This is a genomic window from Ferrimonas aestuarii (genome assembly GCF_005116665.1).
GTDB classification, from domain to species: domain Bacteria; phylum Pseudomonadota; class Gammaproteobacteria; order Enterobacterales; family Shewanellaceae; genus Ferrimonas; species Ferrimonas aestuarii.
In genome coordinates this window covers 42,028-55,820 of the sequence record NZ_SWCJ01000010.1, presented here as the reverse complement: position 1 = coordinate 55,820, position 13,793 = coordinate 42,028, and the positions used below count along the sequence as shown (strand labels likewise).

The 13,793-nt window shown below is 52.4% G+C and carries 12 protein-coding genes; 1 reads left to right on the top strand and 11 read right to left on the bottom strand.

The window, feature by feature from the left end:
• Positions 1–580: 580 nt before the first annotated feature.
• Positions 581–1,192, bottom strand: coding sequence for a LysE family translocator (locus tag FCL42_RS13320; protein ID WP_136863913.1), 612 nt, complete (start codon positions 1,190–1,192; stop codon positions 581–583).
• Between the two features lie 205 nt (positions 1,193–1,397).
• Here FCL42_RS13320 and FCL42_RS13315 point away from each other — a divergent pair, with 205 nt between their 5' ends.
• Entirely contained in the window at positions 1,398–1,739 is a 342-nt protein-coding gene (locus FCL42_RS13315) for a glutaredoxin family protein (protein ID WP_169308389.1), read from the top strand.
• On the opposite strand, the gene FCL42_RS13310 is transcribed toward FCL42_RS13315, so the two are convergent.
• The 10 genes from FCL42_RS13310 to FCL42_RS13265 form a co-directional block, all read right to left on the bottom strand.
• Positions 1,727–3,493: an alkaline phosphatase D family protein gene (locus FCL42_RS13310; RefSeq protein ID WP_136863911.1), complete on the bottom strand. Its 1,767-nt coding sequence runs from the start codon at positions 3,491–3,493 to the stop codon at positions 1,727–1,729. The genes FCL42_RS13315 and FCL42_RS13310 overlap by 13 nt on opposite strands.
• A 350-nt stretch (positions 3,494–3,843) precedes the next feature.
• A complete protein-coding gene (purF, locus tag FCL42_RS13305; protein WP_136863910.1) occupies positions 3,844–5,358 on the bottom strand; it encodes an amidophosphoribosyltransferase in 1,515 nt (504 codons plus the stop codon).
• A gap of 54 nt (positions 5,359–5,412) precedes the next feature.
• Positions 5,413–5,901: a CvpA family protein gene (locus FCL42_RS13300; RefSeq protein ID WP_136863985.1), complete on the bottom strand. Its 489-nt coding sequence runs from the start codon at positions 5,899–5,901 to the stop codon at positions 5,413–5,415.
• A gap of 123 nt (positions 5,902–6,024) precedes the next feature.
• The gene (locus FCL42_RS13295) at positions 6,025–6,606 is read right to left on the bottom strand and encodes an SPOR domain-containing protein (RefSeq protein ID WP_136863909.1); all 582 of its coding nucleotides are present in this window, start codon (positions 6,604–6,606) and stop codon (positions 6,025–6,027) included.
• Positions 6,607–7,863: a bifunctional tetrahydrofolate synthase/dihydrofolate synthase gene (gene folC, locus FCL42_RS13290; RefSeq protein WP_136863908.1), complete on the bottom strand. Its 1,257-nt coding sequence runs from the start codon at positions 7,861–7,863 to the stop codon at positions 6,607–6,609. It abuts the gene before it with no gap.
• Positions 7,864–7,866: 3 nt separating this feature from the next.
• Positions 7,867–8,760, bottom strand: coding sequence for an acetyl-CoA carboxylase, carboxyltransferase subunit beta (gene accD, locus FCL42_RS13285; protein ID WP_136863907.1), 894 nt, complete (start codon positions 8,758–8,760; stop codon positions 7,867–7,869).
• A 226-nt stretch (positions 8,761–8,986) separates the two neighbouring features.
• Positions 8,987–9,778 (bottom strand): tRNA pseudouridine(38-40) synthase TruA, encoded by a 792-nt coding sequence (gene truA, locus FCL42_RS13280; protein ID WP_136863906.1) that lies wholly within the window; start codon positions 9,776–9,778, stop codon positions 8,987–8,989.
• 645 nt (positions 9,779–10,423) lie between these two features.
• Positions 10,424–12,289 carry a FimV/HubP family polar landmark protein gene (locus FCL42_RS13275; protein WP_136863905.1) on the bottom strand — a complete coding sequence of 622 codons (1,866 nt, stop codon included), beginning with the start codon at positions 12,287–12,289 and terminating at the stop codon, positions 10,424–10,426.
• Between the two features lie 119 nt (positions 12,290–12,408).
• On the bottom strand, positions 12,409–12,558 hold the full coding sequence (locus tag FCL42_RS13270; RefSeq protein WP_229359862.1) for an ATP-binding protein: 150 nt from the start codon (positions 12,556–12,558) through the stop codon (positions 12,409–12,411).
• A gap of 215 nt (positions 12,559–12,773) precedes the next feature.
• A complete protein-coding gene (locus tag FCL42_RS13265; protein ID WP_136863904.1) occupies positions 12,774–13,790 on the bottom strand; it encodes an aspartate-semialdehyde dehydrogenase in 1,017 nt (338 codons plus the stop codon).
• Positions 13,791–13,793 lie beyond the last annotated feature (3 nt).

Below are 13,793 nucleotides of genomic sequence, written 5' to 3'. Positions count from 1 at the left end.
CATGCTGGTATCCAGTTAGCTTAGACGCTAAGTGACAACTGAGTATGCAAAAGCCACTGGGCCCTGACGTGCGTCAGGGAGGCGTTTGCAGGTTCTGCAATTGATATTACTTCCTAACTCACCGACACAGCCCACAAACTCTTTATCGGCCCACGCTGGTATCCAGTGACATTAGAATCTAAACGACAACCGTGAGTGCAAAAGCCACTGGCCCCAGAAGTGCGTCAGGGAGGCGTTTGCAGTTTCTGAGAGTAATATTGCGCCCTACCTCATCGGCACGACCTGTCACCGACACAGCCCGCCAACGCCTTGCCGGCCCACGCCGGTATCCAGTGACATTAGAATCTAAACGACAACCGTGAGTGCAAAAATCTGCTGGGCCCTGACGTGCGTCAGGGAAACGTTTGCAGATTCTGCAATTGATATTACTTTCTAACTCACCGACACAGCCCGCCAACGCCTTGCCAGCGCACGCTGGTATCCAGTGACATTAGACGCTAAACAACAACCGAGAATGCAAAAGCCGCTGGCCCCTAGCCAGCACCAGCGAATGGTTTGCAGCAATACAACTAGGCTGGGCTTAACTCATCCACAACCATACCCCTAAGGCCATCATCACGGTGCCAGAGATACGATTTAGGATCTGGACGTTGTCTTGACGCAGCAAGCGCCTCAAACCACTTCCACCCGAGGCATAGAGGCACATACAGCTAAATTCACACATTAAGATTATCGCAATCAGTGCCGTCATCTGAGGCGCCAGCGGTTGGCTCTGATTGATAAAAGGTGGCAACAGCGACACCATAAATGCCCAGCCCTTCGGGTTGGCAATGGCGGTACTGAACCCACGCATCATCAGACTGCGGCGGCTGACATCCGTCACCGCTTCGGTTTTGGCCAAACCACCTTTGGCTCGCCAAGCTTGAACTCCTAGGTAGATAAGATAAGCACCACCGGCAAGCTTCAGTGCGGTAAATAACATAGGGTGGGTTAACAGCAGCGCAGCAACACCCAGTACTGCCGCCAAAGCCACAGTGGCAACGCCCAGCAACTCCCCCGCCATCATGGGCAGTGTTCGCCTTAAGCCAATACTCATCCCAAGGCTTAACGCCAACAGCATGCACATTCCTGGGGTAATGGCGACGGCAAAAAAGGTAGGGACAAACAGCAATAATAAAGTGGTATCGAGCATGATTGTTACGGCATTTCCAAAGGAGAGGCGCACAGAATATCTCAGCCGTTAACCTTGGTCACCTTAGAATTAACAATGCATCATCAACCGGCATGATTTCACGCAATTAGCAGGTTCTGTGAGCCATGCTCAACATCGCTATCGTGATGCTCGACATATACAAAAAATGATTAAAAATCATCGACACACAACGAGGAAAATACTGATGATTCGACCCCTACTCTCCATTGGTTTGGCGCTGACCATGCTGGCAACTCCAGCACTGGCCCAGTTCAAAAAAGCCATTGATGCCAACATAAAATACGACAACGACGTGGTGATGTACGCCAGCAAGACCTGCAGCTACTGCAAAAAAGCCGAAGCCTATTTCAAGGAGCAAGGCGTTAACTTCGCTCGCGTTGATGTGGATGATGACGAAGAAGCCGCCTCCGAACTGGCGTTGTTTGGCGGCTCTTCAGTGCCGGTTTTCGTGATTGAAGGCAAAATATATCAGGGCTTTATCTACAGTCACATCGACAAAGCCCTTGGTCTAAATCACACAGACTGACGGAAAATCCACGGCATTACGCTGTACTTACGATGCCGCGCCAAGGTGCGCTTGGCGTTGGCATCGGCTTGATCTTTATCCACCACAAACGCGGTCCACTCACAAAAGTCTCGATTAAACTCGATGGTGGAATAGCCATGATCCAAGCTGTTAAACAGTTTCATGTGAGGGTTGTTGATCAGCACCGCCGCTTCAGACAAAGCATCGGCAATGTCCTCCCGCTTAAGCTCGCGATTCAGCAAATTTCCTAAGCCTTCCACCAAACCCGCCGAGGTGACCGACGGCGTCATAAACTCCACTCCCACCAGATTGCTGCTGCGCCAGTTAAATGACTTGCCATAATCCAACTTAATGTAGGAACTGATGTAGGTGTGCAGATCGCCAGTAAGCACCACAAAATTGTCCACTTCTGCCGACTTAACGGCTTCCACCAACTCTTGGCGCTCCGCCTGATAACCATCCCAAGCATCCACATTGATCAAGGCCAGCGGCTTACCCAACAGCGTTGCTGCCATGCGACCCATGTAGGTTTGGTTGCCCATCACCTTCCACTGGGTGTCTTTGCGAGTTAAGCCATCAATCAACCACTGCTTCTGCTCTAACCCCAACAGCGTACGGTCTGGGTTATCCATATTGCTGCAGCCAATGGGAACATAGCGCTCAAGGGCTACGCCTTCGCCGCAGGGGTGAGGGCTGCGATAGGTGCGGCTGTCGGTCATGTACAGGCTCAGCAGGTCCCCAAAATAGAACTCGCGATAGATGCGGCTGTAATCGTGGGGATGGGTGGCGCTGTCGTCCACATAGACCCGGGTTGGCGTGAACTCCACCCAAGCCCGCTGGGAGTCCAGTTTTAACTGCCTGAGCTTCTGTGGGTCGTTGCCTAGAGCAGGATCCGTCGTCAGAGGGTGATCCGGCACCCCAAGTGTATCTCGGTCGTAATCCCAATAGGCATCGTTGGCAGTTTCATGATCGTCGGTGGAGATGATCCAGGTGTGTAGCTCCATCGCACGCTGCAGATTCAGGTCACTACGGTAGGTTTTATACAGATGGCGATAATCCTCGAGATCCATCGCCACAGCAGCACCACTTGGCAATTGAATTAACCGGTCCTCAAACGGCAGCTCTTGAAAACGGGGATCCCCGACACTCTCATAGATGAAATCGCCTAAGTGCACCACAAAGTCAATGCTGTCGTCTTCGGCGACTTGATTCAGCGCCCCGTAATAGCCGTTGGTGTAATCCTGACAGGTCAGTACAGCCAACTTTAGCTGATCCTGATCGCTGCCTTTAGGCTCGCTGGTTCGACATCGCCCTACTCGGCTACTAACGCCTCGGTAGATAAAGCGGTAGTAATAGGTTTGTCCAGCCAATAATTGCCCTTCAAGATCCAACTTTAAAGTGCAGTCTCGAGCCGGTGAAAACTCAGCAGCATCCACACTCAATGACAGCACTAAGTCCTCTCGGCTGGGGTCGCGATACACTTCCACCATCATGGTTTCACCCGCTAGATAGCGGTTTGGGTTGATGCGTGTCCACAGCACTACGCCCGAATCACAAGGATCACCGGAGGCAATAGAGTGTGGAAACATCTCCGCTGCGGCCATAAGGTCGATACCATCTTGGCTCGGCTTTGTCGGCACACTTTGATTGGAAAACAGTGAGAAGGCGTCAGCACTGGCGTGCATCACCACACAAGACGCGGCCAAGGTGCAACTACCTAGGCGCATAAATTGACGACGGTCCATGTTATTCATCGGTTCGATTCCCTTAACGTTTTGAGCTTGATTTAGTTAAAGGACAGCAAGCTAAACTGGTCGGATGACAATTAGGTAACGGAAATATGACGCAGAGCCCGTCAGGGAAAACAGCAGAGAAAAATTACAAGTTAGCAGGGAAAGCTCTGCCAACATTAGGCGTAGATGACCTTTCAAGCCAATTTGAATGCCGAGTCTAAACGGCCCCAGCTTTAAACCAAATCGCGCCGTGTCTTAGATAAAAACAGCAATATCTGAGGTGCCTGGCAAAACGATCTGAATTTTCACGACTGAACAAACTAAAAAGCCCCGAAGTTCGGGGCTTTTCTATCCATAACCGTTAGCGCCGGTTATGGGTGACACACGTTGTGAATCTCGAGGTTGCTACTCTGCTCAGAGTCTCGCTTGGTCTTCGCATCGTCGTTACGATTCTCCGTCAGCTGATCCAGGTAGCTCTGATCCACATCCTGAGTTACGTACTCACCGTTGAATACCGAAGTATCGAAACGGCTCACCGTTGGATTCTCTTCGCTGACAGCCGCCACAAGATCTTTCAGGTCTTGGTAGATAAGGCCATCGGCACCGATGTGCTGACACACCTCTTCAACGTCACGGCCATAGGCGATCAGCTCAGAGGCACTCGCCATGTCGATGCCATACACGTTGGGGAAGCGAATCTCAGGCGCTGCGGACGCAAAGTACACCTTGCGAGCACCAGACTCTCGAGCCATCTCAATGATCTGCTCAGAGGTGGTGCCACGTACGACGGAATCGTCCACCAGCAGCACGTTCTTACCCTTGAACTCTTGGGCAATGGCATTGAGCTTGCGACGAACCGATTTCTTGCGCTGCTCCTGCCCCGGCATGATAAAGGTACGGCCCACGTAGCGGTTTTTCACAAAACCCTGACGGTATGGCAGATCCAACTCATTGGCGATTTGCAGCGCGATATCGCAGGAGGTCTCTGGAATAGGAATAACCACGTCGATGTCGTTGTCTTCCCACTCACGTGCAATCTTAGCACCCAGTTTCCGGCCCATGTTTACGCGGCTGGCATATACCGAGATGCCATCAATGGTGGAATCTGGACGGGCAAAATAGACGAACTCAAAGATGCACGGCACCAGTTGTGGATTCTCAGCGCACTGCTTGGTGAACAGCTGGCCTTGGTTATCCACAAAGATCGCTTCACCAGGTGCCACGTCGCGCAGATATTCAAACCCAACGGCGTCCAGGGCCACACTCTCAGAAGCCACCATGTACTCTTGGCCTTTATCGCCATTGCGCTTACCCAAAACCAGAGGGCGAATGCCGTAAGGATCACGGAACGCCACCATGCCTTGGCCGATGATCAGCGCCACACAAGCATAAGCACCACGTACTTTTTTGTGCATCTGACTGACGGCATCAAATACCTGATCAGAGGTCAGTTGATAGCCGGGCATCGTCTGCACTTCGTGAGCCAACACATTAAGCAGCAGCTCAGAGTCCGAGCCGGTATTAATGTGACGACGCATGGTAGCCATCTCATCAATAAGCTCTTTGGCGTTAGTCAAATTGCCGTTGTGGGCCAGAGTGATACCAAACGGGGAGTTCACGTAAAAAGGCTGAGCTTCTGAAGAGCTGGAGCTGCCTGCGGTAGGATAACGCACATGGCCTAAGCCAACGTTTCCCTGCAAGCGATGCATGTGCTTAATCTCAAAGACGTCTTTCACCAAACCATTGGCTTTGCGCAAACGAAACGCATCGCCATCTACGGTCACAATACCAGCGGCGTCCTGACCGCGGTGCTGCAGCACAGTTAAGGCGTCGTAGATGGTTTGGTTAACCGGCGAATTTGCAACGATTCCAACGATACCACACATTATTGAGTGTCCTTGTTAGGTAAGATGTTCATGTTTTGTAGGGTCATGGTTTTATTATACTTTTTTCAAAAAGCTGGAGCTTTGTTGCAGGTGGTCGAAGAACCACTCGATGATCGCTGAAAACTCAGGGATCAATACAGACTGATCCCACCACTCGGAAGAGGAGGCACCAGTAAAACTGTCTAGGAAAAAGAGAATCGCAGCCACCACTAGGATGCCGCGCCCAGCTCCAAATACCCCACCAAGCAGCCGATCTGTGCCGGTTAAGCCGGTGCGGTCCACCATCTGGCCAACAATGTAGTTAACCAAGGCGCCGAGGATTAGGGTTGCAATAAAAAGAAGAGTAATGGATGCGCCATTGCGGAACATCGGGTCGTCAATCTGGGTGAGGTACACCGCCAGATCTTCGTAAAATCGGCTGGACACTAAGAACGCCAAAACCCATACCAAAAGTGACAAAGCTTCACGGGCGAAGCCTCGCACTAGGCTGATGAGAACCGAAAGTCCCACCACCGCCAATATGGCGTAATCAATCCAAACCATCACAGCGTTAATCGCCTCCAACAATATGTTTGGGCGGCAATTTTAACAAAAGCTTCAGCCTTTCTCATTAAAAAATCTCATCCACAAAAAAGCCCGCGAATTGCGGGCTTTCAAGATATTTACCTATATATCAGTGGCCTTATAGCGCACCAGACTGGCGTTGAGCTTGTTGGTCTTAGCCAGGCGTTGCTGCTCTTTCTGCAGCTTCGCTTTTGAGATGTCCGGCCCCACAAATACGCGGTTCAACTGGCCTTGCTTTGGCTTCGCGGGGATGGTGTAAGCACGAAAGCCCTGCTCTCTCAGTGACGCCACCAACTTAGTGACGTTGTCAGCATTTTTAAACGTACCCACCTGAAGTGTCCACCCCTGCTTAAGCGGTTGTGGCTTGGGCTCAGGTTTGGTTTGTGGTTTAACTTTTTCCGCGGCGACCTTAGCCGTTTGTTCCGCGGGTTTCACCGGCTGGGTTTGCGCCACATCCGCCTTCGGCTCCGGCTTGGGTTCCGAGGAGTGGTTGTCGTCCTCTTGAATCGCAGTGAAGGCCTGCTCGGGTACCGGCTCTGGCAACTGCGCCGGACGCAGAGGAATGGTGGCAAAGTTCTCCTCAACGCGCGTCTTCTCGCCGTCCAGTAAATTTGGCAGGAAAATGACCGCCAACGCCGTGAGTACCAAGGTCCCTACAATTCGATTCTTAAGTTGATCCGACAACTAGCTCTCTCCCAAAACTGCCGATTGTGCCTGTGCCACAGTGTAAAAGGAGCCAAACACAATGACTAGATCTAATTCACCAGCTTGTGATTTTGCCGTCTCGATGGCCTCAGCCACATCCCCATAACAAGCACTTGCTGCGGTTTGCTGCTGAATGCGGTTACCATCGCTGCCCCGAGGGACTGACAGCGCCGCCGGTAACCAGTGATCCACGACCGACAAAAGCGGGGCTAAGCTGGATTCAATGTCTTTGTCCTCCAGCATGGCGCATACCGCCCACACCTTACCTTGACGCTTGGCTTTTATTTGCGCCAACTGCTGCGCCAAGTGCCGACAGGCATGAGGGTTGTGAGCCACGTCGGTCACCACATTGTCAGCCAGCCACTGCATTCGCCCCGCCAGTTGCGCCTGCTGCAGCCCTTGACGGATCTGCGCGTCGGTCAAACTTGGGAAATAGCACTCCAGCGCCGCCAGTGCGGTGATGGCATTGGCTTTCGGGAGCTGCGGAATCGGCAGGTTTGATAAGGTTCGGAATTGACCATCAAACTGCCAGCTGTCTTCAAAGAACACTCCGGAGAAATCTTCCCCAACCAGCAATAAACCGGCGTCAATCTTGTTGCCGTAATCCAGCAATGACTGCGGCGGCGACGGCTCACCAATAATGGCAAAACATTGTGGGCGCATCACACCAGCCTTCTCACGGCCTACCGCTTCCCGGGTGTTGCCCAGGTATTCTTGATGGTCAAGATCGATGGAGGTGATCACCGCCATGTGCGCATCGATGATGTTGGTGGCATCCAATCGGCCACCCAGCCCTACCTCCAACAGCACCACCTGCGGCCGATATTTGGCAAATAGATACAGCGCCCCTAAGGTGGAGTACTCAAAGAAGGTCAGTTGGATGTCGCCCCGCGCCTCATTGATGGCTGAGAATGCCTCAATGTGATCGCGGTCTTCCAGCTCCTCACGGTTGATTCGAACGCGCTCATTGTAACGGTGCAGGTGGGGCGAGCTAAATACGCCGACGCTGAAGTCACCCGCTAGCAAAATGGACTCCATCATGGCGCAGGTCGAGCCTTTGCCATTGGTGCCCGCCACGGTGATGATGGTCGATTCAGGCAGCTGCAACAGCCCCATGTTTTCGGCCACTTGACGAACTCGGGGTAGCCCCATCTCGATCTCAGAAGGGTGTACCGCCAGAATAAAAGTAAGCCAGTCCTCAAGGGACTGGCTTAGAGTAGGTACCTGAGTTGGCATCGGTTATTTTGCCTCGGCTACCGGCGCCTCTGGGGCATGTGGCTCTGCCTTGGTGTGGGTAAACTTACCCAACAGGCGTGCCAAGGTATCGCGCATTTCGCGGCGATCCACGATCATGTCGATGGCACCTTTTTCCAGCAGGAACTCACTGCGCTGGAAGCCTTCCGGCAGCTGTTCACGCACGGTTTGCTCAATCACCCGTGGGCCAGCAAAACCGATAAGAGCTTTAGGCTCGGCAACGTTGATGTCACCCAACATCGCCAAACTGGCGGAAACGCCGCCCATGGTTGGGTCAGTCAGCACAGAGATGTAAGGCAAGCCGCGCTCACTCATTTTGGCCAACGCTGCAGAGGTCTTGGCCATCTGCATTAGAGAAAATAGCGCTTCCTGCATGCGCGCCCCGCCACTGGCTGAGAAGCACACCAACGGCAGGTTCTTCTCAAGGCACACCTCAACGGCACGCACGAAACGGGCGCCGACCACAGATGCCATAGAACCGCCCATGAAGGAGAACTCAAACGAGCACGCCACAACGGGTTGTCCTTTTAGCTTACCTTCAGCGGCAACCAGCGCGTCTTTCTCACCACTGGCTTTTTCGCCTTGGCTGATGCGGTCTTTGTACTTCTTGGAATCTCGAAACTTCAATATATCCTGGGGAGCCAGCTCGGCGCCGATCTCCACCATGGTGTTTTCATCGAAAAGTCGTTCCAGACGGGTGCGAGCTCCAATGCGCATGTGGTGGTCACACTTAGGACACACCTCCAGATTTCGCTCCAATTCGGCGCGATATAAGATCTGGTCACATTTTCCACACTTACTCCATACCCCTTCTGGCACAGAGTGGCGACGAGCCGCGACTGTTTTACTTTTAGGCAGGATTTTTTCTAACCAACTCATTCGTCGCAAGTCCTGTAGTTATTTGGCCGCTAACTGGCCGTTATCTGCTGCAATCAGGCCATCATTTGCTTAAGCGTAGCCTGATTCTGGGAATTCGTTTATGGCTCGGTGAGCCAAGTAGGCTAGATTAAACCATAAAGGCCAAAATCAGGGTACTGAAAACTGGTCTAACCCGATAATATTCCGCGAAAATGCGCTGAAAATCAGCGAACCTTCGTCGATTTATTTATAACGGGTCGGGTAGAAAAAGTGGACCTGGCTCACTCTTCGGAATGCCAAACTCCTCGGGGTAATCCACCTGCACCAGATACAGCCCCTCAGCCTTCGCTGTGGCGGCGGCTAGGTTACGATCTTTGGCCTCCAATAACTCAGCAATCCACTCCACTGGGCGCTCACCTTTACCCACTTCCATTAAGGAGCCAATAATGTTGCGCACCATGTGATGCACAAAGGCATTAGCTTTGATATCCATGATCACAAATTGGTTCCGTCTGGACACCGAAAGATGATGAATATTGCGCCAAGGTGAGCGAGATTGGCATTGAACCGCGCGGAATGAGCTGAAATCGTGTTCACCAAGCAGTTGTTGGCCAGCCTGATGCATCCGCTTTTCGTCAAGCTGATGGTAGTAATGGCTAACCCCTTTGCCCAAAATAGCAGGACGAAATCTGTGGTTGTAAATAATGTAACGATACCGGCGCGCCGTGGCCGAAAAGCGGGCGTGGAACTCGTCACAGACCGGCTTTGCCCAACGCACGGCAACGTCATCGGGCAGGTTGGCATTAAGCCCTAAAGTCCAAGCACGCTCAGGGCGCACGGCATCGGTTTCAAAATGCACCACCTGGCCTGTACCATGGACACCTGAATCGGTCCGGCCGGCACAGAACACCTCAATGGGTTGATTAGCCACCACGGTCAAGGCTTCCTCCAACCGCTGCTGCACGCCAACCACTTCCCGCTGGCGTTGCCAACCATAGTAGCGACTGCCGTCATATTCGATACCCAGCGCGATCTTCATAACCTGACCTTGTATTGCAAAAATTTGGGGGCGTATTGTACCTGTGCCGCGTCAAATTGAAAATCGAGACAGCCAGATACTAGGGGCTGTTGACCTTCCGTGCTCATTTTTGCGCCACAAACTGGTCTTTTTCTTCTGAATCTCACCGCTTGTGTCAGGTTAGATAGCAAACAATGGGGTTCTCGGCGCCCGAAGGGGTCTGACTAACGGATTTATACCAAATTCAGTAATGCTCTGTGCAGTTCAGAAGCTCTCACAAGTTCTGAATCAAGGCAGCGCTGCGAAGGAATGTTGATACCTTTCGAACAACGCTAACGCAGAGTCGGGGCTTGTGAGTGCTTCCCGAAGGGCTGATTTAATCAGCCCTCATGCTGCGTTAGCAAACCTCTCTTTAGGCCCACTAAAGCTTCGCTTTACTGCCTTGCCTGAGAACCGATTAATTTCAGCTGAACCATCAGACCATTACTGCAATTGGTATCTCTCTTCATCAAACGATTTCAACGTAGAACCACTATGCCATCAATCGTTTTCCTTGATTAAAAGCCGTTATCCTAGACCAAAATTTCATCACCGAAGATAAACAGCCCCTGAAGCATAAAACACAAAGGCGGCCCTTAGGCCGCCTTCGTATATAAAAATCAACGTTTAAGAGAGCCGCTCAAGCAGTGATTGGGCTTCGGTCTTCTGTAAAGCACTGCCCTTTTCAATCACCTCTTTAAGTAGCGCACGGGCGCTGTCTTTATCCTCAATCTCAATGTAGGCTCGGGCTAGATCCAACTTAGCGCTGTATCCTCCCTCCTCTTCATCTTCTTCAACCCCATTGCTGTCGCCCATTAGGTTACCCAATTCCGGCTCATCCAGATCAAGGGAAACCCCATTGTAAGGTTCAATGGCTGGCTCTTCGGCGTTCTGAGATTCATCTAGCAACTTGTCGATATCGATATATTGGCCATCATCACTGCCATTATCTGCGGTGAGATCAGGCTGGGTTGTTTCATCGAATGACGACATGTCCATCTGCAGATCGGCATCGGTAGTGCTAAGGTCTGCAGGCGAATCCAGCTCGCTATTGGTGTTCAGGTCCAGGTCCAGATCCAGCCCCGACAGCGAATTGTCGTCACTGCTGGCACCGCTACCTGCGTGCTCATTCAATAGCGCATCAATTTCATCGGCGCCCATGGTCAAATCATTGGTACCGTCTAGGCCACTGTCCACCGTTGGGCTGTCATAGGCACTGAGATCCACCACCGCATCGTTAGTTTCGCTGGCACCCTCGTTGGTGTCTAAGGCGGCACCAAGCTCAGACATCACAGTATCTAAGTCGGGCTCCAACTCGTTGATGGCCATATTAGCCAACAGCTCATCGTTAAAATCTTTGCCCTGCTGCTCATCTTCCATCGCTTGATGCTCTTGCAGAAGCTCCTGCAGAGACTGAACCGCTTCCTCCTCATCGGCTTCTGGCTCCAATTGCACACCGAGCTCAGAGTCCGCACTAGAGGCTGGCAACTCTTGCTCCAGATCTTTTAAGGTGGCACTGGGTTCAGACAGTGGCATCGCCGGATCAGAGATCTGAGCGATGCTGCCATCAGGCTCAGGAGAGCGACGGCGCAGGAACATCCAGATTAGGCCAAGCAGCAGCGCCGCGGGCACCACAGCTAAAATGCCGATAATCCAAGGCTTACTCCAGATGTCTTCCCACATGCCCATCTCAGCCTCAGGCTCAGAGATCGACTCGTCGGTATCTGGCAGCGGCGTTGTCGCAGCAGTTAACTGACTCATCAGGTCTTGGTTTACCAGCTGCTGATCATCCAGGGTATCTTGTAGCGCCAGAATTTGCTGGCTCATCTCTTCCACACGAACTTTGAGCAGCTCATTTTGCTCAAGCATTCGTGCCAGCTCGTCAATGGACTGACCCAGTTCAGCTCGCAGGCGTTTTACCTGCTGTTCGGAGTCCACTTTTTGCTGGTCCAACTGCGCTTGCAGGTGAGCTACCTCTTCCGCATTGGCAGAGGGTTGATACTTGGGCTTAGGTTGAGGTTTGGTCGCCGTTTTGGGCTGAGCTGGAGGCGCAGATTCAACCTTAGGTTTCGGCTGTGGCTTTGGAGCAGGGGACGTCGCCGCCTTCGGGGTTACTGCCCCTGATGACCAAGCCTTATCATCGGCTTTGGCGCGGCGCTTAGCTTCATCGGCATCAATGGCGAGAACGGCTTCAGTGGTAGGCAGCACCAGCACCATGCGCTTTTCCAACGCGTTAAGGTTATCGCTGCTAAACGCATCCGGATTGGCTTCGTAAAAGGCCACCATGGTTTGGTACACCGTCGCCCCTTCGGGACGATAAGCACTGGCAAGACGCCATAGGGTGTCGGTGGGCTTAGTTGGCCCAATGGTGATCGCTTTGGTCTGACCTTGTGGGCCAGCAATGGTGACCCCTTCGGCAGAGGTTGCAAAGGCCGCACTGGCTATCAGTGCACCGCCTAACAGGGTAGTAACTACCCGTTGTTTTCCGATCATTCTGCAGGCCTGCTTCAAACTTTATCGTGTAGTAGTTGTTACTAGAGCAAATTCAACACTATATCTTAACTTTGGCAAAGACAACACCCGCAAGCGCCCTTCACGCCTTAAGATGCGACCTATGAGTTAAATCTGAGAATCGCTTCAAAACCCTGTTCTGGCGCTGATTCAACTTCAATGTTTCCCCCGTGTGACAACATAATCTGTTTGGCCAAACTTAAGCCAATGCCGGAGCCTCCAGCTTTGGTTGTGAAGAAAGGGACGAACAAACGCGATTTGGCCTGTTCAGTGACGCCGTGGCCATTATCAATAAACGCCAGCCAGAGCTACTGGTGACCGTACTCACCGTTTCTGCACTGGCCTATTTGGCCTCCAGCGCGCGCCCAGCGATGACGCTCAGGTACGAATAGCAACACCAACCCACAGACAAAAAAATCCGAGCGGGTTTCCCCACTCGGATTTTTTAATTCACTCAATGCGTTAATTACAGGTAATCGGCAATCAGAGTTTCCGCAATCTGCACGGCGTTAAGCGCGGCGCCCTTACGGATGTTGTCGGCAACCACCCACATGTTAAGGCCACAAGGGTGGGTCAGATCCTGACGGATACGGCCAACAAACACCTCATCTTTGCCCGTCGCATGACCCACCTGCGTTGGGTAGTCCGCATCGGCGTCCATCAGCTCAACCCCAGGGGCATTGGCCAGCAAAGCTTTAACTTCATCAACGGAGGTTGGTTGGCGAGTCTCCAGGTGCACCGCTTCGCCGTGACCGTGGAACACCGGCACACGAACTGCCGTTGCGTTCACCTGAATGCTGGCATCGCCCAGAATTTTCTGGGTTTCCCATACCATCTTCATCTCTTCTTTGGTGAAGCCGTTGTCCATGAAGTCATCAATTTTCGGCAGGCAGTTAAACGCCATCTGCTGGCCAAAGTAATCGTCTTTCACCGGCAGGCCATTTAGCAACTGGGCGCACTGTTTGGCCAGCGCTTCAATGGCACTGCGACCTGCGCCAGATACTGACTGATAGGTGCAAACATTGATGCGCTCAATGCCGTAGTGCTGATGAATCGGAGCCAGTGCCACCAACATCTGGATGGTGGAGCAGTTCGGGTTCGCAATGATGTTGCGATTGCGGAAATCCGCCAGCGCATGAGGGTTGATCTCAGGCACCACCAGAGGAATGTCTGGGTCATTGCGGAAGTGGGAGGTGTTGTCGATCACCACACATCCAGCATCGGCGGCGATCGGCGCCCATTTCTCAGACACGCTGCCACCGGCAGAGAAAAATGCGATCTCCACGGTAGACCAATCAAACTCTTCCACATTCTGAATGCGAACGTTTTTCCCCTTAAAGCTCACCGTATTTCCGGCACTCTTGGCACTGGCCAGTGGGAAGATCTCATTCACCGGGAAGTTACGCGCTTCCAGGATCTCAATTAGGCTTTCGCCAACGGCGCCAGAAGCGCCTAGGATTGCGACATTAAATGCCTGTGCCATGGG